General features: G+C 58.1%; 22 protein-coding genes. 19 read left to right on the top strand and 3 right to left on the bottom strand.

Annotated elements, in window-relative coordinates; genetic code table 11:
• The first annotated feature begins 20 nt into the window (after positions 1–20).
• The 17 genes from ACTJLB_RS30930 to ACTJLB_RS31010 all read left to right on the top strand — a co-directional run bounded on the left by ACTJLB_RS30930 (position 21) and on the right by ACTJLB_RS31010 (position 20,188).
• Positions 21–1,535 carry a 4-hydroxyphenylacetate 3-hydroxylase family protein gene (locus tag ACTJLB_RS30930; protein WP_440785520.1) on the top strand — a complete coding sequence of 505 codons (1,515 nt, stop codon included), beginning with the start codon at positions 21–23 and terminating at the stop codon, positions 1,533–1,535.
• Positions 1,532–2,410, top strand: a complete 879-nt coding sequence (locus tag ACTJLB_RS30935; RefSeq protein ID WP_440785521.1) for an alpha/beta fold hydrolase — start codon at positions 1,532–1,534, stop codon at positions 2,408–2,410. Before ACTJLB_RS30930 ends, ACTJLB_RS30935 begins: the two co-directional genes overlap by 4 nt.
• Before the next feature lie 69 nt (positions 2,411–2,479).
• A complete protein-coding gene (locus tag ACTJLB_RS30940; protein ID WP_440785522.1) occupies positions 2,480–3,007 on the top strand; it encodes a flavin reductase family protein in 528 nt (175 codons plus the stop codon).
• 35 nt (positions 3,008–3,042) lie between these two features.
• The gene (gene mhpD / locus ACTJLB_RS30945; protein WP_440785523.1) at positions 3,043–3,876 is read left to right on the top strand and encodes a 2-keto-4-pentenoate hydratase; all 834 of its coding nucleotides are present in this window, start codon (positions 3,043–3,045) and stop codon (positions 3,874–3,876) included.
• A gap of 10 nt (positions 3,877–3,886) precedes the next feature.
• Entirely contained in the window at positions 3,887–4,840 is a 954-nt protein-coding gene (locus ACTJLB_RS30950; protein WP_440785524.1) for an acetaldehyde dehydrogenase (acetylating), read from the top strand.
• Positions 4,837–5,871 (top strand): 4-hydroxy-2-oxovalerate aldolase, encoded by a 1,035-nt coding sequence (gene dmpG / locus ACTJLB_RS30955; RefSeq protein ID WP_440785525.1) that lies wholly within the window; start codon positions 4,837–4,839, stop codon positions 5,869–5,871. The genes ACTJLB_RS30950 and dmpG overlap by 4 nt, the downstream gene beginning before the upstream one ends.
• Before the next feature lie 315 nt (positions 5,872–6,186).
• Positions 6,187–7,941: an FAD-dependent monooxygenase gene (locus ACTJLB_RS30960; protein ID WP_440785526.1), complete on the top strand. Its 1,755-nt coding sequence runs from the start codon at positions 6,187–6,189 to the stop codon at positions 7,939–7,941.
• A gap of 64 nt (positions 7,942–8,005) precedes the next feature.
• Complete coding sequence (locus ACTJLB_RS30965; protein WP_440785527.1) at positions 8,006–8,875, top strand: alpha/beta fold hydrolase; 870 nt, start codon at positions 8,006–8,008, stop codon at positions 8,873–8,875.
• Positions 8,876–9,129: 254 nt separating this feature from the next.
• Positions 9,130–10,464: an MFS transporter gene (locus tag ACTJLB_RS30970; RefSeq protein WP_440785528.1), complete on the top strand. Its 1,335-nt coding sequence runs from the start codon at positions 9,130–9,132 to the stop codon at positions 10,462–10,464.
• 302 nt (positions 10,465–10,766) lie between these two features.
• Positions 10,767–12,536: an acetolactate synthase catalytic subunit gene (locus tag ACTJLB_RS30975; RefSeq protein ID WP_440785560.1), complete on the top strand. Its 1,770-nt coding sequence runs from the start codon at positions 10,767–10,769 to the stop codon at positions 12,534–12,536.
• Complete coding sequence (locus ACTJLB_RS30980; RefSeq protein WP_440785529.1) at positions 12,533–13,279, top strand: SDR family oxidoreductase; 747 nt, start codon at positions 12,533–12,535, stop codon at positions 13,277–13,279. Before ACTJLB_RS30975 ends, ACTJLB_RS30980 begins: the two co-directional genes overlap by 4 nt.
• 126 nt (positions 13,280–13,405) lie before the next feature.
• Positions 13,406–14,347, top strand: a complete 942-nt coding sequence (gene dapA / locus ACTJLB_RS30985) for a 4-hydroxy-tetrahydrodipicolinate synthase (RefSeq protein WP_440785530.1) — start codon at positions 13,406–13,408, stop codon at positions 14,345–14,347.
• A gap of 45 nt (positions 14,348–14,392) precedes the next feature.
• On the top strand, positions 14,393–14,707 hold the full coding sequence (locus ACTJLB_RS30990; protein ID WP_408417521.1) for an NIPSNAP family protein: 315 nt from the start codon (positions 14,393–14,395) through the stop codon (positions 14,705–14,707).
• Positions 14,708–14,803: 96 nt separating this feature from the next.
• Positions 14,804–15,766: a VOC family protein gene (locus tag ACTJLB_RS30995; protein ID WP_440785531.1), complete on the top strand. Its 963-nt coding sequence runs from the start codon at positions 14,804–14,806 to the stop codon at positions 15,764–15,766.
• Positions 15,767–15,827: 61 nt separating this feature from the next.
• Positions 15,828–16,547 carry a GntR family transcriptional regulator gene (locus ACTJLB_RS31000; RefSeq protein ID WP_440785532.1) on the top strand — a complete coding sequence of 240 codons (720 nt, stop codon included), beginning with the start codon at positions 15,828–15,830 and terminating at the stop codon, positions 16,545–16,547.
• Positions 16,548–16,663: 116 nt separating this feature from the next.
• Complete coding sequence (locus ACTJLB_RS31005) at positions 16,664–17,779, top strand: alcohol dehydrogenase catalytic domain-containing protein (RefSeq protein WP_440785533.1); 1,116 nt, start codon at positions 16,664–16,666, stop codon at positions 17,777–17,779.
• A gap of 1,065 nt (positions 17,780–18,844) precedes the next feature.
• Positions 18,845–20,188, top strand: a complete 1,344-nt coding sequence (locus tag ACTJLB_RS31010; RefSeq protein ID WP_440785534.1) for an alkaline phosphatase family protein — start codon at positions 18,845–18,847, stop codon at positions 20,186–20,188.
• Between the two features lie 145 nt (positions 20,189–20,333).
• On the opposite strand, the gene ACTJLB_RS31015 is transcribed toward ACTJLB_RS31010, so the two are convergent.
• Both ACTJLB_RS31015 and imuA read right to left on the bottom strand, forming a co-directional pair.
• Positions 20,334–21,296, bottom strand: a complete 963-nt coding sequence (locus tag ACTJLB_RS31015; RefSeq protein WP_440785535.1) for an SOS response-associated peptidase family protein — start codon at positions 21,294–21,296, stop codon at positions 20,334–20,336.
• A gap of 90 nt (positions 21,297–21,386) precedes the next feature.
• Positions 21,387–22,094: a translesion DNA synthesis-associated protein ImuA gene (gene imuA, locus ACTJLB_RS31020; protein WP_440785536.1), complete on the bottom strand. Its 708-nt coding sequence runs from the start codon at positions 22,092–22,094 to the stop codon at positions 21,387–21,389.
• A 138-nt stretch (positions 22,095–22,232) separates the two neighbouring features.
• Between imuA and ACTJLB_RS31025 the strand changes: the two genes are divergently transcribed.
• Positions 22,233–22,442 carry a hypothetical protein gene (locus tag ACTJLB_RS31025; RefSeq protein WP_214877629.1) on the top strand — a complete coding sequence of 70 codons (210 nt, stop codon included), beginning with the start codon at positions 22,233–22,235 and terminating at the stop codon, positions 22,440–22,442.
• A gap of 462 nt (positions 22,443–22,904) precedes the next feature.
• Here ACTJLB_RS31025 and ACTJLB_RS31030 read toward each other — a convergent pair whose 3' ends face one another.
• Positions 22,905–23,114 carry a hypothetical protein gene (locus ACTJLB_RS31030; RefSeq protein WP_440785537.1) on the bottom strand — a complete coding sequence of 70 codons (210 nt, stop codon included), beginning with the start codon at positions 23,112–23,114 and terminating at the stop codon, positions 22,905–22,907.
• Positions 23,115–23,496: 382 nt separating this feature from the next.
• Here ACTJLB_RS31030 and ACTJLB_RS31035 point away from each other — a divergent pair, with 382 nt between their 5' ends.
• On the top strand, positions 23,497–24,000 hold the full coding sequence (locus ACTJLB_RS31035) for a hypothetical protein (protein WP_440785538.1): 504 nt from the start codon (positions 23,497–23,499) through the stop codon (positions 23,998–24,000).
• The last annotated feature ends 49 nt before the right edge of the window (positions 24,001–24,049 follow it).

The raw sequence follows: 24,049 nt of genomic DNA on the forward strand, positions 1-24,049 counted from the left end.
CGATTTTAGGAGATTGAGTCATGGGTATCAGAACCGGCAAGCAGTTCATCGAAGGATTGAAAAATCGTCCTCGCGACGTATGGGTACGCGGCGAACGGGTCGACGATGTGACAACGCATCCGGCATTCAAAGGTGCTGTTGAGCAGCTCGCTGCGCTGTATGACACCCAGCATGACCCAGAGTTGCAGGACAAGGTCACATACGTCGTACCGGAAACAGGTGAACGTGCCGGTCTCGCATTCATGCCCGCGAAGTCCGCTGCGGACCTTCGCAAGCGTCGTGAAGCGTACCGCATCTGGGCTGAGACAAATTTCGGCCTGATGGGCCGTTCGCCGGATTTCATGAATGTCACGTTGCTGGCGTTCTGGGAAGCACGCCACGACTTCGCCAAGGGCGGTCAGAAATTCGCGGACAACATCGTCAAGTATTACGAGTACATCCGCGACAACGACCTGTTCCTGAGCCATGCACTCATCACGCCGCAGAACGACCGCTCGAAACAGTCCTCTGAGCAGGCCAGCATGCACCTGCGTGTCGTGAAAGAAACTGATGAAGGCATCTACGTCAGCGGCGCACGGATGATTGCGACGCTCGGCCCCGTGTCGGACGAAATGATTATGTACAACCTGCCGCAGTTCAAGGCAGGCGACGAGGACCATGCACTGATTTTCGCTGTGCCGACAGACGTCAAGGGGATGAGGCAGGTTTCTCGCGACCCGTACTTCGTGGACGCGCACGAGAGCTACGACCATCCGCTCTCGACGCGCTTTGAAGAGAACGACTCGCTTCTCATCTTCGACAACGTGTTCGTGCCGTGGGACCGTGTGTTCTGCTACAAGCAGGTCGAGCTCTCGAATCAACTCTATTCGCACACCGGTCTGCGCAATCACACAGCCCACCAGACAAACACGCGTGCACTCATCAAGATGCAGTTCTCCGTCGGACTGGCTATCGCTGTAGCGAAATCCATCAAGGCGGACCAGTTTCTTCATGTGCAGCAAATGCTTGGCGAACTGCTTGGCTATATCGAGCACGTCAAGAGCGCCCTCGTGCGTTCCGAATACGAGTCCGAGCCGACGGAAGTGGGCACTGTGCGTCCTTCGCTCGCCCCGCTCCAAGCTATTCGCACAATGCTCCCGTACGCGTATCCGCGTGTCATTGAAGTGCTGCAAACCATCGGTGCCGGTGGCTTCATGTTGATGCCAAGCGGCGCTGACTTCCGCGCTCCCGAGCTCTCCGATGACCTTGCGCTCTACTACCAAGGCGCAGGTGGCATGCCGTCCGTCGAGCGAGTGAAGCTTTTCAAGCTTGCCTGGGACCTCGCTGGTGAAGCCTTCGGCCAGCGTCTCGTGCAGTACGAGCGTTACTACGCCGGGGACCCGGTTCGCAACTTGGCGATGAACTACCTAAGCAACCGCAATCCCGACATGCAACGCCTCGTCGATAAGGCGTTGGCCTTGGCCGGCGAGCCGAACGGCCCCGCGACCCTTGCGGAAACCGCAACCAACGAACTTGCTACGGAGGTGAACTCATGAGCGATACGCGTCCATCCAATTTCTCGAGCGTATGGGCCGACTTGCGCGGCGTTACGTTCAGTCAGGGCTACCTCAATGCGGACGGAATCAGGACCCGCTACATCTCGTCCGGTAGCCCGGACAAGCCGCTGCTGCTTTGCCTGCACGGGGTTGGTGGCCATGCCGAAGCTTATTCGCGGAATTTTGGACCGCATGGTGAGCACTTCTGGGTCGTGGCCGTCGACATGCTTGGGCACGGCTGGACCGACAAGCCGGAAATCGATTACCAGGTAAAAGACTACGCTGACCACGTCCTTTCGGTGCTGAAGGCGCTCGGCCGCGAGCGTGCGCACATCACCGGCGAATCGCTCGGCGGTTGGGTTGCGACCTATCTCGCGGTACATCACCCGGATGTCGTTGACCATCTCGTGCTCAACACCGCTGGTGGCTGGACCGCGCACCCGGAAGTCATGGCTCGTCTGAAAAGCCTGTCGAACCAGGCCGCCGAGGACCCCAGCTGGGAACGTATTAAGACCCGTCTTGAGTTCCTGATGTGCGACAAAAGCACGGTGAGCGATGACCTCATCGAAACGCGCCGGACCATCTACTCGCAGCCTGGCTTCGCCGACACGATGAAAAGAATCATGTGTCTCCAGGAAATGGATATACGTCGTCCGAACATGATTACCGAAGAGCAGTACCGGTCAATCAAAGCACCGTCGCTGGTGGTCTGGACATCGCATGACCCGACGGCGACACCGGCGGAAGGTAAAGAAATCTCGGAAATGATTCCGAACTGCAAGTACGTCGTGATGAATGAGTGCGGCCACTGGCCGCAGTTCGAAGACGCGGAGCTTTTCAATCGGCTCCACATTGACTTCCTGCTTGATAAGTGATGACCAGGCGGTCCCGCCAGCGACGGGGCCGCGCCGTAGAGAGTAACGCTCGAGAACGAGGATTGAATTATGTCAGACAGCAACCGAGCCGCCGAGGCATCGCCGACTGAGGCAAGCGCGACAGGGAACGCCTTTCGGCACGCCCTTGGGCACTTTGCAACTGGCATCACCGTAGTTTCAGCGCTCGATGCCAAGGGGAAGCCGTATGGCGCGACCGTCAGCTCGTTCTCGTCACTTTCGCTGGAGCCCCCGCTCATCCAGTGGAGCCTGACGACAACCTCCTACTCGTATCCGGTGTTCAGTCAGGCCAAGCACTTCGCGGTCAACATCCTTGCATCGGACCAAGAGGACGTTTCACGTATTTTCTGCAAGCCGATTGACCGCTTCTCGCAGGTTGATTCGTTCAAGGGCCTTGAGGACCTACCGCTCGTCGCTGGTTGTCTGGGTTGGATTGAGTGCAGCCTTGAGCGCGAAATTGAAGCCGGTGACCACACTATTTTTGTGGGACGCGTGTTGCGGACTCGAGTAGCCGACAAATCGCCGCTGGTCCATTGGCGCGGCTGCTATCACCCGCTCGAAGTGGACTCCGTATCTTGATTGCGCGTCGACGCTAGCAAATAGAAGAGGTTCTCATGTCAGATACAACTGTTGAACGACTCGCGACCAACGCTTTGAGTATTGAAGCGCTGGCTGCTGAGATTCGTACCTGTTACGAAACCGGGCAGACAGTTGCCCCTTTGCGCTCGCGCACGTCGTCCGACGATGTCGATACGGCGTATGCGATTCAGGACGCAAATACCAGGTTCTTCGAGGCGCAGGGCCGCCGGCTCATCGGGCGAAAAATCGGACTAACGTCGAAGGTGGTTCAGGCGCAACTTGGCGTCGACCAGCCCGATTTCGGGATGCTGTTTGCCGACATGGCCGCAGGGGAAGGCGAACCGATTCCGGTTAGCCGTTTGCACCAGCCCAAGGTCGAAGCGGAAGTGGCACTTATCCTCGCGGAGGACCTCGACATCGAATCACCGACGGTTGCCGATGTAATTCGTGCGACGGCTTATGTCGTGCCGGCTCTGGAAATCGTCGGCAGCCGCATCGCCAATTGGGACATCCGCTTTTTTGACACCGTGGCTGATAACGCATCGTCTGGAATGTTTGTGCTCGGCGGACCTGCCAGGCGCATTCAAGACCTGGATTTGCGCGGCCTGCAGATGACGATGCGTCGCGAACACGATGGCATAACGACTGGACCGAACGTCGTATCGACCGGCTGTGGTGCAGCGTGTCTGGGCCATCCGCTCAACGCAGCCGTCTGGCTGGCAGGCGAAATCGCCTGCCGCGGCCGTCCCCTCAAAGCCGGTGATGTCGTGCTGACCGGCGCCTTGGGTCCCATGGTCCCGGTCACCGCTGGTGACACGTTTATCGCCCAACTGTCCGGACTCGGCGAAGTCACGGCGAAATTCGTTTAAGAGGTTTTCTATGTCAAAAACCAAAGTAGCCATCATCGGTTCCGGCAACATCGGTACTGACCTGATGATAAAAGTGCTCCGCCTTTCTGACGTTCTTGAAATGGGCGCCTTTGTCGGCATCGACCCTGAGTCCGACGGTCTGAAGCGTGCTGAACGCCTGGGAGTGCCCATCACGGCCGGGGGCATCGACGGTCTGACGGGCCTGCCAAATTTCGACGAAATCAAAATCGTCTTTGACGCGACGTCGGCTGGCGCGCACAAGAAGCATGACGCCATTCTGCAATCGTTCGGTAAGCGTGTCATCGACCTGACGCCGGCGGCGATTGGTCCGTTCACTGTGCCATGCGTGAATGGAGAACAAAACCTCGATGCCCCGAACGTCAACATGGTGACGTGCGGTGGGCAGGCAACAATTCCCATTGTCGCCGCGGTGAGCGCGGTCTCGAATGTCCCCTATGCGGAAATCGTTGCTTCGATTTCATCGCGTTCCGCAGGCCCCGGAACGCGCGCCAACATTGACGAGTTCACCGAGACCACGTCGCAGGCAATCGAAAAGGTAGGTGGCGCAAAGCGTGGCAAGGCAATCATCGTTCTGAACCCGGCGGAGCCGCCGCTCATCATGCGCGACACGGTCTATTGCCTCTGCGAAAGCACGGACGAAGAAGCAGTCACCGCGTCAATTGAGGCAACGGTCGCCAAGGTCAAGTCATACGTTCCTGGTTACCGGATGAAGCAGAAGGTTCAGTTCCAGCACTACACCGATGAGAACCCTCTCTTCATCGCGGAATTGAACCGCTCGTTCACCGGGATGAAGGTCACGGTGTTTCTCGAAGTGGAAGGTGCCGCCCACTACCTGCCGGCATATGCCGGCAACCTGGACATCATGACGTCGGCGGCGTTGGCCACTGCCGAAAGCATCGTCCGTCGCCAGAAACACGAGAGCGCCGCTGAGGAGGCCGTATGAGCAACGAAATCAAAACCAAGCTGTATATCCAGGATGTAACGCTGCGCGACGGCATGCATGCTGTTCGCCATCAATACAGCCTCGACCATGTCCGCACAATCGCTCGTGCACTCGATGCTGCGAAGGTCGATGCCATTGAAGTGGCTCATGGTGACGGTCTTTCCGGGTCGAGCTTCAACTACGGCTTCGGCGCCTGCACGGATTGGGCATGGATTGAGGCAACGGCTGAAGTTATCTCGCATGCCAAGCTGACGACGCTGCTTATTCCGGGCATCGGGACGACCCATGACCTCAAGCGCGCATTTGAATCGGGCGTTCGTTCCGTTCGCATTGCGACGCACTGCACCGAAGCGGACGTCTCCAAGCAACATATCGAGTACGCACGCGAGCTCGGCATGGACGTCTCCGGCTTCCTGATGATGTCGCACATGCTGGAGCCGGCCAAGCTCGCCCAGCAGGCAAAGCTCATGGAATCTTACGGCGCGCATTGTGTGTACGTGACCGACTCTGGCGGCGCCATGACGATGGATGACACTGCCGCCCGGTTCCGGGCCTATGACGCCGTACTCAAGCCAGAGACGCAGCGTGGCATCCACGCACACCACAACCTGTCGCTCGGCGTGGCGAACTCGATTGTCGCTGTTCAGAACGGCGCAATCCGAGTCGACGCGAGCCTGGCCGGAATGGGCGCCGGCGCGGGCAATGCCCCCCTCGAAGTTTTCATCGCCGCGGCCGATGTGTACGGCTGGGAGCATGGCACAGACCTCTTCGCGCTGATGGACGCCGCGGAAGAACTCGTGCGACCGTTGCAGGACCGTCCGGTCCGCGTCGACCGCGAGACACTCAGCCTCGGTTACGCCGGCGTCTATTCGAGCTTCCTCCGCCACGCTGAAACTGCAGCCAAGCAGTACGGGCTGGACACTCGAACCATTCTCATTGAACTGGGCAAGCGAAAAATGGTGGGCGGTCAGGAAGACATGATTGTCGACGTCGCGTTGGACCTGGTGCAGCGACAAAAGCAGCCAGCCTGACGGCAAGAAGACGTGTCAGCCTGGGTCATCGGTGGCCTGGTAAAAAAATATGAGACGAAGCCCATCCAATTGTAGAGGCAGACATGTGCGGATTTCTCACTTTGAATTCGGTAGCAGGCCTGCTTAACGCAGTGGGCTTGCCGCGAAGTCTGGAGCATCTGTCCATTGCTATTCGTAGGTTACGGCTTCGTATTCGTCGACCGTATCAACTTTGGGTTCACGAAGCTGCGAATTGGTGCATGTCTACGCATGCGGGCCGCGGTCCTGGGTGCCCGAATGCCGTTTGATTGATTATTAGAAGCTTGAGAATCCATCATGGAAAACACCACTGAATTTGACACCGACGTCATTATTGTCGGCTCCGGCCCGATGGGTGCTACGACGGCACTCGCGTTGGCGACGTACGGTGTACGTTCACATATGGTGTCGCGATTTAATTGGGTTGCCGATACGCCACGTGCGCACATCACTAACCAGCGAACGATGGAGGTGTACCGGGACCTCGAAATCGAAGATGATGTGCTCCGGTATGCCACCCCTTGGGACGAGATGGGCGACAGTCTCATCGCGACCAGCCTCGCAGGCGAAGAACTCGTTCGTCTTCGGTCTTGGGGCACGGGCGATTCGCGCCGGGGCGACTATCTGAAAGGCAGCCCATGCGGCATGGTGGACATCACCCAACCAAATGTCGAGCCGGTTCTTTTCAAAAACGCGGCGCATCGCGGCGCGACTTACTCGGCGAACACGGAATATCTCTCTCATACCCAGGACGCGAGCGGCGTCACGGTGAAGCTGCAGGACCGGTTGTCCGGACGCGAGTATTCAATGCGCGCCAAATACCTGGTCGGCGCTGACGGCGCGCGCTCCAAGATTGTTGATGAGCTGGGCCTGCAAATCGAGGGGCAAATGGCGCGCGCAGGTACCGCCTATGTCATCTTCAATGCGGACCTCACTCGATACGCCAAACATCGTCCGAGTATTCTGCATTGGATTGTGAGCCCGGATGCCAGCTTCGGCGAGATTGGCCTGGGATTGCTGCGGGCAGTGAAGCCTTGGACACAGTGGATTGCGGGTTGGGGCTTCGACATTTCGAAAGGCGAGCCGGACCTGAGCGACGAGATTGTTCTCGGCAAGATACGTGTCCTCGTCGGCGACCCAAATCTCGAGGTGGAGGTTGTCCGGAAGTCGGTTTGGTACGTGAACCAGGCGTACGCGACGACGTACTCGAAGGGGCGTGTCTTTTGTGGAGGAGACGCAACCCATAGGCATCCGCCGTCAAGCGGTCTTGGCTTGAACACGTGTGTGCAGGACGCGTTCAATCTCGCCTGGAAGCTGGCCTATGTTCTAAAGGGATACGCCGGCGAGGGGCTTCTTGAGACCTACTCGGATGAGCGCGCGCCGGTTGGCAAGCAGATAGTCTTGCGCGCAAACCAGTCGCGTCTCGATTTCGCACCACTCAAGGCCGTGTTCAGCGTTGAGGGCGCGGAAAACCCTGTGGCCGCCGGCATCGCCCGATTCAAGGACCCCGGACCCGAAGGCGCTCGAGCGCGCCAGGCAGTTCAGGAAGGGCTAGACCTAAAGAACCATGAGTTCAACGCACAAGGCGTTGAAATGAATCAGCGCTACGTCTCTGCTGCTGTCATTCCTGACCCTCAGCTCGGCGCGGAAGAATGGAAGCAGGACAAGGAACTTTATCTTCAGCCCACAACGCGACCTGGCGCGAAGATTCCACATGCCTGGCTCATCGACAAGCACGGCATTCGTGTTTCTACGCTCGATGTCACTGGCAAGGGGAAGTTTTCGCTGGTCACGGGCCTTTCTGGCGGAGCATGGGTCAAGTCGGCCGAGGCACTTGGTCTGCCATTTTTGCGGACTGTTGTGACGGGTGCCAAGGGCTCGGAAGACCCATATTGCGACTGGCAACGTCAGCGGGAAGTCGCCGAGGCGGGAGCGCTTCTGGTCCGTCCCGATGGATACATCGCCTGGCGCCACGCGGAGAACGTATTTGACGCCGAGTTGGCGCGCGAGCTCCTCGAATCGGCGCTTGCTGATGTGCTCGCGAAGAAATGACACGAAACGTCTGGCGCAATGCGCCGGCGCGAGAGACTAACAGTTCACGAACAGGGAAGCGACCATGAGCACAGACACCCAATTGACCGAGGCAGGAACAAGCAAGTTTGTTCGCATAAGGGAGGGAGAGCTCGACCTCCAGATTCATTACAACGACATGGGAAAAGGCAGCGAGACGGTCGTGATGCTGCACGGTTCAGGCCCGGGAGCAAGTGGTTGGGCTAACTTCAACCGCAACGTCGAGCCGCTAGTTGAGAAGGGCTATCGGGTCATTCTGATGGATTGCCCGGGTTTGAGCAAAAGTGACCCGGTTGTCTGTACCGGCTCCCGCTCGGAGTTGAACGCTCGGGCGCTTAAGGGACTGCTCGATGCACTTGATTTAGAAGGGCCGGTCCACATCATCGGCAACTCCATGGGCGGGCACGCCGCAGTTGCATTCGCGTTGGCGAATCCGGGTCGCGCTGGGAAACTCATCCTGATGGGCGGCGGCACGGGTGGCCCGAGCCAGTTTGTCCCGATGCCGACCGAGGGCATCAAGTTGCTTCAGGGGCTCTATCGTGAGCCGACGATTGAAAACCTGAAGAAGATGATGAGCGTGTTTGTTTACGACGCTAGCAATCTCACCGAGGACCTCTACCAGGGGCGCCTCAATAACATGCTGGCGCGCGGGGACCATCTCGAAAACTTCGTGAAAAGCCTTGCAGCGAACCCGAAGCAGTTCCCCGATGTCGGGCACCGCCTTTCGGAAATCAAGTCGCCGACCCTCATCATCTGGGGCCGCGATGACCGCTTCGTCCCGATGGACGTCGGTCTGAGGCTCCTTTGGGGTATGCCGAACGCTGAGCTTCACATTTTCAATCGCTGCGGCCACTGGGCGCAGTGGGAGCACGCCGACAAGTTCAATCGCATGGTGCTCGACTTTTTAACGCACTGACCGGGACTCCGCCCGACGGGAGACCCACCCTCGGCGCACATGAGGTTAGGGTCTATGCGGATAACGTACATCCGGATAACACATATAGCTCCTCGGCATTATCCCGGCGCGCAGTCCCTAAGTAGTATCGGTATCAAACGGAGGACGGTTGGTGATGCGGGCTAATTCATTGCTAGCTCGACGTTGCAGCAGACGATTGCCAACTCGTCGATAAGAAAGGCGGTTTTGGAGACAATCGAAGTACGGAGGCAGGTATGCAGCAATATGCAGGGAATCTCTCGGAAGCAGGCGAAATCAAGAGGAGTGCATATCGAAAGATTTGGCTCCGCATTATCCCGTTGCTGTTTATCTGCTACGGCTTTGCGTTCATCGACCGAATCAACATCGGCTTCACGAAACTCCAGATGAGCGACGCATTGGGTATCAATGCGACCTGGTACGGTATCGCGGCTGGCGCCTTTTTCATTACCTATGCATTTGCCGAAGTCCCCAGCAACCTCGTGCTTGCGAAATGGGGCGCACGTCGTACTTTCGTGCGGATTATGGTGCTGTGGGGATTAGCGACAGCTGCCACCGCTTTCATCACGAACGTCGGGCATCTCATTACATTGCGACTCTTGCTCGGGGCGTTCGAAGCGGGTTTCCTTCCCGGCATCGTCCTCTATTTCACCTACTGGTTTCCCTTCCGTATGCGGGCCCGCGCAACGGCTGTCATCTTCGTTGCCAACGCCGTTGCAGGCTCGATTGCAGCGCCCCTCAGTGGTTGGATTCTTACCTCGTTGAATGGTGCCTTTGGTCTCGCCGGTTGGAGATGGGTCTTTCTGGTTGAGGGGCTTCCTGCCTGTGCTCTTGGATTCGTCTGCTTTTTCTTTCTTAGAAACCGGCCAGAGGATGCCGAGTGGCTGACGTCGGATGAGAAAGCTGCGGTTGCAGCAGACCTGGCCAGCGAAGCGGCGCCGGCTCGCGAGCATCTCTCGAAGGGTGTCGCGAAGCAGATTCTCACGAACCCCACCAACTACCTGGTCGCGTTCCTGTTCTTCACCGCTGCATGCAGCAACTACCTGCTGTTCTTCTGGCTACCGACGATTGTGAAGGAAAGCGGCATCGCATCGCTGGTGAGTGTCGGCTTTCTAACAGCGGTTCCCCTGGCTATGGGATTTGTCGGTGCAATCCTCGTAAGTTGGAGTTCTGACGCCCTGAGAGAGCGCCGGTGGCACCTGGTCTTCTGCTTTTGCCTGATTGCCGGCGGTCTCATCGCTAGCACGTTTGCGACGGAGTCCAGGACGTTGATGCTTACCGCCTTCGCGGTGGCGAGCTTCGGAACTGGAGCGAGTGGGCCGTTGATTTTCTCGATTCCGCCAAGCTATCTGAGCAAACAGGCTGCGCCTGCCGGTATTGCATTCATCAGCATGTTGGGCAACATCGCAGGCTTTGCTAGCCCTCCTCTCCTCGGATACATCAAGACACTCACTGGCAGTCTGGCGAGCGGGGTGGTGACCATTGCGCTTCTCGCCGCAGTCGGGGCATTACTCTCGGCGGTGGCATTTCAAAAACGTAGAGAAGCTGTTGTTCAGACCCGGTTGACGTAGGGCTAACGGAAATCCGCCGACAGCGATGCGGGCACGGGCTGCGTTTTAGAAAGCGGCCGCATCGCTGACGTTGGTTGAGATGAACGCGTCTGACATTCACCCGGCGACGCGCGCAATAACTGCATCGGCTGCGGCGGCTGCACGCACCGATGCAATGCCGTTCGACCCTTGATGGTCATTTTTTTAGCGCTTATCCGCTGACATGCTAGTACGACAGCGTGGAGTGGCGAAGCATATGGTCGCATCAAGAAAGCGCGACAGACTGGCAACAAACGGAGGATTCAGTGAGTCATACGGAAACGATTGAGAGAAACGCGGGTCAGGCAACAGCTGCCGAGAGAGCGCCGACAGTCGAGACGGTTGCGGATGTCCTGGCCGCTGCATTGAGCAGGCATGAGGTCACGCATGTGTTTGGGCAAAGTATCCCGGCTGCATTCTTCGTCGTGGCCCATAAGTTTGGAATCCGGCAGGTCAGCTACCGTACCGAAAATGCAGGCGGTGCGATGGCTGACGGGTATGCGCGGATTTCCGGGAAAGTGGGTGTGGTCGCGGCACAGAACGGCCCGGCTGCCACCTTATTGGTCGCCCCGCTCGCAGAAGCGCTCAAAGCCTCCGTACCGCTCGTCGCTATCGTCCAGGACGTGCCTACCGGGATGGTTGACCGCAACGCGTTCCAGGAATTGGACCATGTCGCGTTGTTCGCACCGTGCGCCAAATGGGTCCGCCGTGTCACCGACGCGACTCGAATCGACGACTACGTCGATGCTGCGTTCACCGCAGCGGCGAGCGGACGGCCTGGGCCGGCAGTGCTGATTTTGCCCATGGACCTCTTGAGGAAGCCGGCTGCGTCGAGCAGCCGCAAAGCAAGTTTGGGTCGCTATCCGCTGGACCGGTATCGTCCAGCACCGGATTCGATTTCCGCCGTCGCCCAAATGATTGCTGCTTCCAGGAGGCCCTATGTACTGGCAGGTGGCGGAGTCCACCTGTCGGGCGCGAGTGAGGCACTGGCTCAATTGAGTGAGACAGCAGCAATTCCGGTCGCCACGACGAACATGGGAAAAGGGGTCATCGACGAAACCTCCCCCTTGTCGCTGGGCGTGTTCGGGAACTGCACAGGTCCCGGAACCATGCCCCGCCACTTAGAAAGCCTACTTGCGGACGCAGACCTGGTGATTCTTGCCGGCACGCGCACTAATCAGAACGGTACTGACTCCTGGAAGGCAATTCCCACCTCGGCAAAGCTCGTGCACATCGACATCGACCCGCAGGAAATCGGCCGGACGTACGAGACCACCCGATTGATGGGTGACGTGAAGCTGACTCTCGAGGCATTGACGGAAGAGCTCGGAGGACTTGAATTACCGTTCGCCAGTAAGCGCAAGCTAACCGTTGCCAGCGAAATTCAACATGCCCGTACGGAAGTGGCGAAGGAGCGTGCGCTGATAAGCCCTGGACGTCGCGGCGCCATCCGGCCCGAAGCCATCATGTTCGAGCTCGACAAACTCATTCGCCCCGAGGACATCGTGGTTGCAGACGCGAGCTATTCGACCAACTGGGCGAACACATTTCTGACGGCACGAAAGAACGGCGCGCGGTTCCTGACACCTCGTGGACTCGCCGGTCTTGGTTGGGGTTTCCCGATGGCTATCGGCGCCAAGGCTGCTATGCCTGGCGCCAGGGTGTTCGCCCTTGAGGGAGACGGTGGCTTCGGCCACTGCTGGTCCGAGCTAGAAAGCGCGCGGCGGATGAAGTTGTCCGTCATCCTGATTGTGCTCAACAACGGCATTCTCGGATACGAGTTTCACGCGGAAAACGTTCACTACGGCGTGCACACTGATGCCTGCAGCTTTGGCAGCGTGGACCATGCGGCAATTGCGAGAGCGACAGGCTGCTTCGGCGAACGCGTTGAAGACCCGCAAGACATCGCCGCGGCACTCGAACGGGCTATCGCATACAACGGTCCAGCGGTGCTCGACGTCATGACCGACCCGAATGCTTTCCCGCCGCTGTCACTTTTCTCCGGTGACAGCAACCCGGCTGCGAGAGACTTCGCTGAAGTGGGTCTGTCATGAACATGGAACAACGTAAGGTTTGCTGGGTCACGGGCGCATCAAGCGGAATCGGGCTTGCGGTGGCCCAGGCGCTGGTGAGTGATGGATACTTCGTGGTCATCTCAGCGCGCGGTGAGCAAGGACTCTCTGAAGCACTTGCAGAGCTGCACAAAATCGGACCGAACGCGGCCGCTGTTGCTGTTGATGTCACAGTCGCAGTAGACGTGAAAGTGGCGGCCGCGCGCATTGAATCCGAGCACGGAAGGATTGGAGTGCTCGTCGCGAACGCGGGTATGAACATCGGGACGCGTGCGTGGGGCGATGTATCGGTTGAGGATTTCGACCGAGTCACCAGTATCAATCTCAATGGTGTGTTCTATACCATCGACGCGGTGTTGCCAGGAATGCGCGAACATTCCGACGGCCTTGTCGTGAATATCAGCTCGTGGGCCGGTCGGTTTATTTCAGCGAAACCTGGGCCGGCGTATTCCGCCGCGAAGGCTGCCGTGGTCGCGATGACGACGAGTCTGAACGCGTCGGAGTTCCGAAATGGCATCCGCGCATGCGCTTTGTGTCCAGCCGAAGTCGCGACGCCCGCAATGCTGAGGCGGAAAGTTCCTCCGACAGATGTCGAGTTAAAACGGATGTTGCAACCAGCGGATGTCGCATCTGCCGTCCGCTATGTCGTCAGCATGCCGGCACACGTTTGTATCAATGAACTCGTCATTTCCCCTGTGTGGAACGGCGCGTTCGGGGCTACGTGAGCACGCCAGGCTACAAACACACGACCGTCGGCCGAACGCCGGCTTAGGGCTATGTGTCGGCGTCCAGGCGGATTGCCTGGACGCCGTGGAGCGAACCGCATCGTCCATCGTAAAGCGACACGACATATGAAAGATTTCGCCGGAAGTATCGTTGCAATTGTTACGCCGATGCGCGAGGACGGTTCTCTTGACTTTGAGTCTCTGGGAAGCCTAATCGACTGGCATATCGAAAGTGGTACCGACGCGATATGCGTGGCGGGAACAACGGGCGAGGCATCCACATTTTCCTTCGACGAGCATCGCGAGGTTTCGGAGTTCGCGGTCAATCGCGTGGCCAAGCGGTGCCCCGTCATGGTAGGCGCCGGGTCGAACTCTACGCACGAAGCCGTCGAGCTAGCTCTCATGGCTAAGCAAATCGGCGCGGACGCCACGTTGCAAGTCACTCCCTACTACGTTAGGCCGTCGCAAGATGGTCTGTATAAGCACTTTGTGACTGTTTCTGAGGCCGTCGACCTCCCGATGATGCTCTATAACGTTCCCGCAAGAACGGGTATCGACCTGAGCGTCGAAACGACGTTGCGCCTCGCGCAAGTCCCGGGAATCTTCGGTCTGAAAGACGCGACGGGAAATCTGGAGCGTGCCGGCGCCTTGTTGGGGCTGCGACCGGAGGGATTCAAGGTCTTCTCGGGCGACGACGCCACATCTGTCCCGCTGATGCTCCTGGGAGGCGACGGCACCGTTAGCGTTACCGCCAATGTTGTCCCTGTAGCAGCCGCACGGGTCAATGTGCTGGCCAGGGGCGGCAATGCCAAAGCTGCCGCCGCGCTTCATTTGAAGCTCCTGCCGTTACACGCCGCCTTGTTCGTTGAAAGCAGCCCAGCGCCAACGAAATGGGCATTGACCAGGCTTGGGCGGGCTTCGCCCTTTTGCAGGTTACCAATCGTCGAAATGTCTGAAGCCTCTAGGAGGATGGTGCTCCAGGCCATGGAGCGAGCGGAAGCGTTCGAAACTGCAGTGTCCGTTGATTTGGAAAGCAACGAGACCCCCATCGGTCTGGCTCTCGGCTGACGTGAAAGCCATCAGTACGCGACGAATTCGAGAACGGAGATAAAGATGATTGTTGAAATGAGGACGTATACCTTTCAACCCGGGAAGCTTCGGGAATGGTTGCCTTACTTCGAGAAGGAGAGATTTCCCATTCAGCAGCGGCACCTGGGAAAGCTACTCGGTTACTACACAGCAGACACCGGAGAGCTCAACCAGGTCGTGCAGCTTTGGGCCTACGAAGACTTCGAAGACCGTGCTGCCCGTCGTGCCGCGTTGTGGTCGGACCCTGAGTGGCTTAATCCAGGAAAGTCAACAATGCACATGATTGTGAAGCAGGAGAGCAAGCTGCTCTTGCCGACAGCGTTCTCCCCAAAGACGTAGCCGTTCGAGCCCGATGCTCTGGGTGTAGCCATGGCAACGCACCATGGTGCCGGGTACCCGTGGCTGCTAGTGCCGATGAATTCAGGAGTTTAGACGATGCTAAAATCATTAGGATACCTAGGTGTGAACACGACGGATGTCGACGGATGGCGGAAATACGGAACGTCTTTCCTCGGCATGCAGGCGACGAAAAGTGACGGTCAAGCGCTTAGCTTCAGGATGGACGCAGCCCAGCAGCGGCTAACGGTGGCCGAAGCCAGTGAAAATGGGCTATCCCATATGGGCTGGGAAGTCGATGGACCCGAAGCCCTTGATGCTCTTGCGGTACGGCTTGAGCGCGCCGGGGTAAGTGTTCGGCATGGTACGCGGGACCTGTGCGAGCAGCGCCGGCTGACAGACCTAATCATATTTTCTGACCCGGTCGGGAACCGGCTTGAGGCGTTCTACGGTCTGCGCGCGGCGTCCGAGCCATTCACACCCGGTCGGACGATGTCAGGTTTCCGGACTGGCGACATGGGGATTGGTCATGCGGTCTTGATGGTACCGGATGCGACGGCCGTACTGAGCTTCTATCGTGAAATCCTTGGTTTTCGGCTGAGCGATTACTTTGAGCGGCCCTTCAAGGCGTTCTTCCTCCACCTCAACCAACGCCATCATAGTCTCGCAATTCTCCAGATGGGTTCGACAGGAATCCATCACCTCATGTTCGAGACGTTGAGCCTTGACGATGTGGGCCAGGCATATGACCTCGCTCTGGTGGATGAGGGCCGGATTGCCACGACTATTGGGCGCCACACGAACGACCAGGTTGTGTCGTTCTACGCAAAGAGCCCCTCCGGCTTCCTTGTCGAATGTGGGTGGGGTGGACTGAGTGTGGATGTTGAAACCTGGAAGCCGTATGAAGTCGTCCATGGCCCGAGCCTGTGGGGACACGACCGAAACTGGTTGCCTCCTGAAAAGCAGGAAGAGGCAAGACAAATCCGCTTTGCCGCAGCGAGGAATGGCGCACGAGCCCCTGTGCATGTCATCGATGGCCTGTACGACGCATCTCCGGCCTGAGTCTTTTCCGACCTTCGAGTTGGACCGATAGCCTAGCTCCCCGCCGATGTACGCGACTTTGATGAAGGTTGATATGGCCTTAGCCACTGCCGATAGCGGCCTGCGCCGTGTTTACGGTGAAACCGATATGTCTCCTCATCCGGAGCGGCGAGCCGAATGGGTGCATCAGGAAATGCTCAGGCGGTTTGTCTTGGGCCAGTATCGCTTCGGCGAGCGCATTTCTGTCAAGGAGTTGAGCGCGGAGACGGGGGTGAGCCGACAACCTGTGATGACTGCGATGCTGAAACTGAGTCTGGGAGGGTTCGTGAAAATCCGCCCTCAGGTCGGGTGCGAGGTGATTACTCCAACCAGCAGCGAGATAACCGACTTCTTCCTGATGTTAGCGAGGATGGAGTCGCTGATGGCGGAACTGGCTGCTACGCGTAAGACGCGCGAACACATCGAGCGTCTGAACCAGACCAATCAGAAAATCGCGATGTTACCGGACACAGCCCAGGCAAGCGGAGAGGCATTCCGGGTGTTGAATCGCGATTTCCACTCGACCATTCACGCTGCTGCCGCAGCCCCCGGCGTTCATCGGTTCATCGTGCAGCAATGGGAAATGGCCGATTTCTTCCTCGCGCAGGCCGATGCATTCGCCGACCACCTGGAAGGCGCGGTTGTTGAACACCGGGAGATGATTGACGCAATCTCCGCTGGCTCAGGGCAACTCGCGTCGCAGTTGACACAGGAGCATATCGATAACTTTTGCGCACTCGTTCTCAACAAGCTGGGTGCTTGAAGACCCAACAATTCTGACATCAATTCAACCTTTTGTTGTTCCCAAGGTAGGCAGGCGCCAGTGCGGCATCTAGTGAGGCCGCAACGAATCCCACGAGAGAAAAGGAGACGAAGAAAATGGAAATGATGCGTGCAGCACGGCTTCATCAGATTGGCAGCCCCATGCAGATTGACGAGATTCCGGTTCCGGCGCCTGAGGTAGACCAGGTCCTTGTTCGCGTAGAAGCATGCGGTGTGGTTCCCAACCTTGGCAACGTCATCAAGAACTACCCGATATGGTTCCCTGACCTCCCTCTGCCTAAACTTCCTGCGACATTTGGGCTTGACCCGGCTGGAGTCGTCGTAGCGGCCGGAAAGCGCGTTTTTGATTTCAAGGAAGGCGACAGAGTCTACGTCAACCCGGGCCGTTCATGCGGGGCATGTCGCAGTTGCCGGGCCAATGATGCGTTGAGTTGTGAGCGCTTTGCCTTTTCCGGGTACTTCGGCTTTTCCGCACAAGCTAACGAGTTGCTCCGCCACTATCCATATGGTGGCTTCGCGGAGTACATGACCGCGCCACAACAGAGTCTGGTGCGCTTGCCCGATTCGGTCACGTTCGACCAGGCGGCACGTTTCGGCTACCTCGGCACAGCTTACGCTGCGCTCGCGCGCGTCAATGCGGGACCTGGGCAAACTGTCATTATCAATGGGGCGACCGGCACGCTCGGACTGGGGGCGGTCCTGCTTGCGCTTGCTCGAGGGACGACAAAAATCCTTGCGGTGGCGCGCGACATGAAGTTGCTTGAGCGGGTCAAGGAGCTCTCACCGAGGCGCATCGAGATTTTCTCTACGACATCTGGTCAGTCTCTAACGCACTGGGCCGCAGCACTCACTGGCGGGAAAGGTGTTGACGCAGTGGTAGATACGCTCGGACCAGGGACGCCTGCAAAGGCTGTTACAGACGCGCTCGACTGCTTGCGTAGAGGCGCGAAGGCAGTCAATGTCGGTGGGGTGTCCGAACTCGTCCCAATGAACCTCTTCAAGCTGATGGCCGCTCAGGTGCAGTGGAATGGCTCGAACTGGTTCAGTGCGGCACAGGGTCAGGATATGGCAGACCTGGCTGCGTGCGGTCTGCTCGACTTGTCTATTTTCGAAACAACAGCTTTCCCGCTTGCAAGCATCAATGATGCGCTATCAACAATCGGTGGCCGTAACGGCGGATTCACCAATTTCGTCGTTAAGCCGCAGCAGTAATTATTCGCGTTACAGCGAATCCCGGCATCGTTGGGTGACGGGTAACCGCTCGCCGCGCTCCCGCCTAACACGGCGGGAATGGCGCCCGAGTCATCCGGTTACATGTTGCACAACGGACCGGGGATTCCTCGATTGAAAAGGAAGGCAATGGAACAATTTGCAAACTACATTGACGGCCAGTGGGTGACCAGCGACCAATCCACGCGGAACGTCAACCCGTCCAATGTAGATGACGTAAGCGGTGAGTTTGCACGAGCGAATGCCTGCAGATGTCAATGCGACATTGGCTCGTCGTGCTCTGAAAAAGCAACAAAAGCGCCAGAGCAAACCGGCGTCAAGGCTGCTTCAATTAAACCCCGGTAGTCACAGCGCCACCTCGAAAGGAGGTGCTGCGTGCGGGACGCTCGCCTGTTATTGACGCCGTCGCGCGGTCGGCTACCACCGTGGCGTCATTCAAGCAGCGAGGATATGTTGTCCAGTGTCACAGAAGGGACAAAATCCTTGTCCTGATACACCTTCGCCAATTCCGATTGTGCTATTTCCCGAACTTTCCCGAACTCCCGATGGCAGCGACGTGTCGGTCTTGTCGAATGCTGCCTCCCAGATGGCCGCAAAGTATCGTGCCTCCGCACCCATTAGCTTTGCGATATCGTCTCCAAAAGCGCTCCCCAGACCATCCCCATCGCCGCGGAGCTGCCGCCGGCGACCCGCACATATTCGTCGATAAGCCTGTTGGCGGGCAGCCTGTCTGCCGCCTGCGCCATTAGCCTGACTGTGGCAAAAGCGGCGTCGCATCCATCGGAGATTGTGGGGATGGTAGCCGAGCTTCCCGAGGCGCAACGTTGATTTTTAAGCGAACTACCATGTGGCTGTGGCTTACGCAAAGCGCAGAGTCCTCACTAGCGCATTTCTCATTGCGTTTTCGTATAACCCGCATATAAATAAACCAGTTGGTTGCGCTCAACAGTGGTCGGGCGAAGCCGAACTGGTGATAGCGGCTCGAGTGCCTTTCTGTGCTGCTTGCCGCCGGCAGGAAAGATTGGGCAATACATTCGGAGGCGACCTATGGCAGCGATACAGCACGTTTTCGTTCTGATGCTTGAGAATCGCTCTTACGACAGCGTGTTTGGTTGGTCTAACCTGACTGGCGTCACGCCTGGAGGTGAGACCACAACCGCCAACGGACTGCCCGCTACGCCCACAGTCAATTTCGGACGAACCGGGACGGCTTATCAGCTAGGCAAGGGTGCGCCCTATGCGCTTGGCTTTGACCCGGGTCACGAGTTTACCGACGCCTGTGTCCAGTTGTGCGGGCTACAGGTCGCCAGTGGAGATACCGTACGTAACGACTCCCTCGTTTTCGGTCCGTACGGCTATCCACCTTTTGCGACGGACGCTTCGACGATGGGCTTTGCCGCCACATACGAGGACCATTCCGACGTAGTAGCCGACGCCTTTAACGCCTTCACACCGGACCAGCTCCCGGTACTGAACTTCCTGGCCCGCCAGTACGGTGTGTGCGATAACTGGTTTGCATCGATGCCGGGACCAACGTGGCCGAATCGTTTCTTTGCCGTGGCGGGCACCTCGTCCGGGCTCGACCATTCTCCGAGTGACGCGCAAGTTGTGGAAGCGGTGTTCTTCAACGCGCCGCTTTTCGCTTTTCCGAACGGTACGGTTTTTTCAACGCTTCAGGAGTCGGACTGGCTTATCGTGCAAGGCGACGTTGCACAGACGCGCGGTATTCACGGGATGCAAAATCTGCTCAGTCGTTTCGTTCGCATGGATACGCTGCTCTCCCGGCTTGCTGACAATTCATTGACCGAGAAATTTATCTTTATTGAGCCAACGTACGATGCGAAGAATGACTTCAGGAACGGCAATTCGATGCATCCGGCTGGCGACGTTCGAAAAGGGGAGGCGTTAGTCAAGCAGGTGTACGACGCCATCAGTGGCAGCAAACTATGGTCGAGCAGTGTCCTGCTCGTCGTCTTCGATGAGCACGGCGGCTTCTTTGACCATGTGACACCTCCGAATGCGGAGCCGCCGGCCTCGCCGGAAAATGGCCGCCTGAAAACCCATAACTTTGCGTTTGACAGGCTAGGCGTACGCGTTCCGGCCATCGTCGTCTCTCCTTTCGTTCCTGCTGGCACCATTGACCATTCGGTGTACGACCACAGCTCAATTCTGAAAACAACGGATACGTTGCTTGGGCTCAATGGCGCCCTTAATTTGACGGCGCGCGTACGTGCAGCGGACAGCTTCTCGAAGATGTTGAGCCTTTCTACGCCTCGCTCCGACATTCCGCAATGCCCGTCACCCGTCGCGGCGAGTGGAGACCCGAGACCCACCAGCGAAGGCGCCCCGCGGTCGAAGGACCCCTTTCTGCCCCTGTATGCGCATCACTAGAACCGGCGACACGCGCCAAGGGGCACCGGACCCGGCAGACCGCAGTTCCTATGGCAGCAGACTTTGTCCGCTTGATGTAACACAAATGTCCGAGTACCACCGCACCCCGCTTAAACGAACACCTGTGTCGTGTACTCTCGATGGCTCATGCGGCCAATCGATGCTCATAGTACGGCCGGTCCCTGTCATCAAGTATTGCGTACATTGCCTCCAGGTTCTGTGGGTCGGGGTTAAGCCATGCATCGATGTTTTCCGGCTTGATAGGGATGATGCACCGGTCGTGCCCGGCAGCTTGAATCTCAGGCGGAGGTTCATCTGTGATGGCCGCGAACGACAGGAGGTCCGGCTCCCCCGGCGCGCTCCATCGTGACCACAGACAGGCAACATGCATCAGTTCCCCGTTGCTCGGACGGAACTCGAGGACGACGTTCTCATCACGCTCATGAGTCTCAAGTAGTGTGTTTTCGAACTTTGCCTTGCTCACATTCTCGTAGAAAACTTCGACAAGCAGGACGGCATGCGTGTACCCAAAGCATGGTGCCCAAAAGCCTTCGAGGCTGTCCCGACGCGCATTGTAAGTGCCGGGATATTTGACATCGTAAGACGCAGGCTTTCCAGCGACGCGGCACTGGTAACGCATGGGTTTGACTACTCGTTGTCCGCTTTCCATCACCATCACGGGCGCGTAGTTGCCCGGGAAGATACGCGCGTCGCGCGGTTGTGGTTCGGTTCGCTGCAGGTCCTCTAGCTTGCCCTTCGCCCAGGCAATTTTGTCGGTGGCGATTCGCCGACTTTCCGTTGCCGCCTTCGTGACTTTCGTTTGCAACGTGCGTTCGGCGTCGGCCAGCCGCTTCCGTTGTTTGAACAGCTCCTGCTCGAGTTTGGTAGCCTGCGTTGAAGCGTACCTGGCGATGAGAACATTGATTTCACGCTCTGCGTCATCCTGCGGTTCAGCAAAGGCGTCTTCCATGGCTTTAGGTATCTTGGATTTGCTAATGCCCTCCGCGCGCTCGAAGAACAGCCGGGCGAACTCGTGGATGTCCATGATGGCGCCAAAGGTACGCACAAATTTTCGATAATCTGCTACGACCTGAGCCGAGTAGCACATGAATGCCTCCGTTCGACGCTGTCATGATAAGCACTTCCCGGGCCGCTGCCCGGCGACGCAACGTTCCTGCACGACGTTACCGCAATGAGTTCAGGCGAGCACTTCCTTCCGCTGACCTCCAGTCGCGACTTCGGCAAACGACCCGCGCGAGAGACGCTCGTGTCGTGACAGCAGGACGGGAGTAGGTTGCAGGGCAACCGCCAGGGGCTCCCCGCATGAGGGTCCTCGTCGTTTCACAATGTCGACGGTCAGACCGGTAGCAGACGGTCTGAGCGCCAGGCGCAATAGTGCCGGTGACGCGTCCTGTGCTGCGGCGAGCGGTCGGACCATCACAAAGAGAGTTTCCGATGACTGCGCCGCCAGGTGCAGGCGTCGAAGCGATGAAGACTGCGCGTACTGAGTCCAGAAAATGAGGGCTCCGCAACTTCCTGCCCGCAATATCTGCTCTACCGACCAGAGCGCGTCCGCAGTCTTCGGTGCCTTGACGCGAAGCATCTGTTCGAGCGTCAGGCCGATGTACGCGAGCCCGAGCCCGTCGGGTGTATGCGGCGGTTGAACGAATGCGACGGGCCGGCTCCCCGTCTGGCTCAGCGCAGGACGCAGCAGCCGAAGTTCTCCGACACCTGGGTGCTGCACGAGAAGGTCCACCAATGCACCTACCGGCCATCCGCCGCCCGGCAGTTCCGCTGACAGGACCGGGTAGCCCGTCTCGACTACCCGGCCTCGCCCATGTGCCAGCTGCGACGCCAGCCACAGGGACGGGTGTATCGATTCGGGAGACGGCGTGACAGTGGTCATTGCGAAAAACACCTGTATGGATGTACAGTATCCTACAGGTGAGGCTGTTAAATGTTAACCGGCGTTTCTTGACCTTGTCAGCGAAGCCCATGAGCCGGCTGCAGGGTGAGAGGCATGGTGTTTCCCAGGAGGTGCAACATGAGAGCGGATGTTTGGGTCCGGGAGGCCCAGCGAGAATCGAGCCTTGTCGACGCGCTGTATAAAGCGCGCAACCTTATATCGATGCACAACGGCATTACTGTGCGATGCGACGGCGAGGAATGGGCGCTGGACTTCGGTCAGGAGCTTGAGGCGATTGACGCAGCGTTGAAGACGGCCGGAATCGACGTCGCGCGCTTTCGGCAATAGGAAGTAGCCATTTGCAGGGGCAAGGGATGCAAGCCGATGTGTTGCGTGGATACGCGCTATGGGGACATGCGATAGAAGAGGGAAAGGTTGTCCCAACTCGCGATACGCAGCGAGCGGCACAATCACGCGCGACAAGAAGTTCGTCGAAGCCCCAGGCGTTCGGGGTCTATTTAACGACGCGCAGACGCAGAAGAAGCGGGACTAACATGGGCGCGCGCCTGGATTGACAGCAATGGATAACAGCGCGCGATTGAAGACTGTTCATCCGACGAGCCGACGATAAGCGCTTAGATGTCGGACGAGGCCTTGCTTTGTCCGACGCACAGTACGCGGTCGACTCCTTGCCCCTCCCGCTACGTCTCGAAGAGACGGGCCTTGGACATATCTTCCATTTCCTGAACGAGCGTAGTCGGGCCAGGCTGCGTCACGATTTTGGAAAAGCCTGATGCATCGGGGCGCCAACTACTTTTCCGGCACGTCCTGGAAGCCGTTCACCGCGTCCGGGGCTATGCCGAGCATGCGAAGCGTGTCTTGTATGAGGTCGACCTCCGCCAGCATGCGCTCCATAGAGCCAACCGGAAGGTCCTCTGGCATCATTTTCCCTTGCACCTTCCGAATGGCATCGACGGTCACGCAGAATGCGAAGGCCGCCAGATAATCGTTATCCTCCACGTCTTCTCTCTGTCAATAAATACAACAGGCTAAATATCGACCGAATTTCATCTTTCTTGATGGCACTGGAACGGCTACTCGAAAAGGTCCGGCAATCCCCCGCTCGCCGGGCAACGGCCGATTGATTTCGGCCAGGAGCTCGGGACGGCTTTCCTTATTCCCGTGCCCTGCCAGCGAAAGCGACGGCAGATTGGCGAGCATCGAAGAACCGCCATCAGTGGCCCAGCGCGAAACCCTGGAAATCCGGTTTCGGACGTCCTATAACGTTTCCATTGCTTACGGACCGCTTTCCGTAACCTGCACGCACGATTACATCAGAACAAACGTCCAGAGGGAAAGCGCGTCATTTCGACGGGGCCAACGCAATTAGAGGTAACCAGAAATGAAGAATCTCTTTTTCGTGAAAATCGCGCGGGTTTTCTTCGCAGTCTTACTGGCCTGTCTGACGATGACAACCGGCTGGGCACAGTCCCTCCCAAAGCAAGGAACGATAGACGCAACCTACACCGCGGCTGGGAGTGACGTAAGAGAGATTGGAGTCAGCGGCGATGATGTTGTTTACTTGTACGAGTCGACTCTCTTGATGACTAGCAACAACAAGACGCCCCTCATGCACAACGTCACCGCGCACTGCGTAGAATCAGGGTTTTCAGCCGGCGCGGGAAGCGGCTACTGCGTGTATTCGGATAAAGATGGCGACAAGTTCGTCGAAGCCTTTACCCACCCTAAGGGCTCCACGTCGGGAAAAGGCACACTGAGCTCGGGGACCGGCAAATATAAAGGAATTGCAGGTCAATTCGACTGGCAGGTCGTGCAGGAACTGCCGGCCGAAAAAGGTTCATACCATTACGTCGGGAAAAAGACGGGCAGCTACCGTCTACCGTAGGCCTGGCGTCGAGGAACTTACGACTGCGGGTATCTGACCCATGTCCCGC

The sequence above is a fragment of the Paraburkholderia sp. 22098 genome (assembly GCF_052045935.1).
Lineage (GTDB): Bacteria > Pseudomonadota > Gammaproteobacteria > Burkholderiales > Burkholderiaceae > Paraburkholderia > Paraburkholderia caledonica.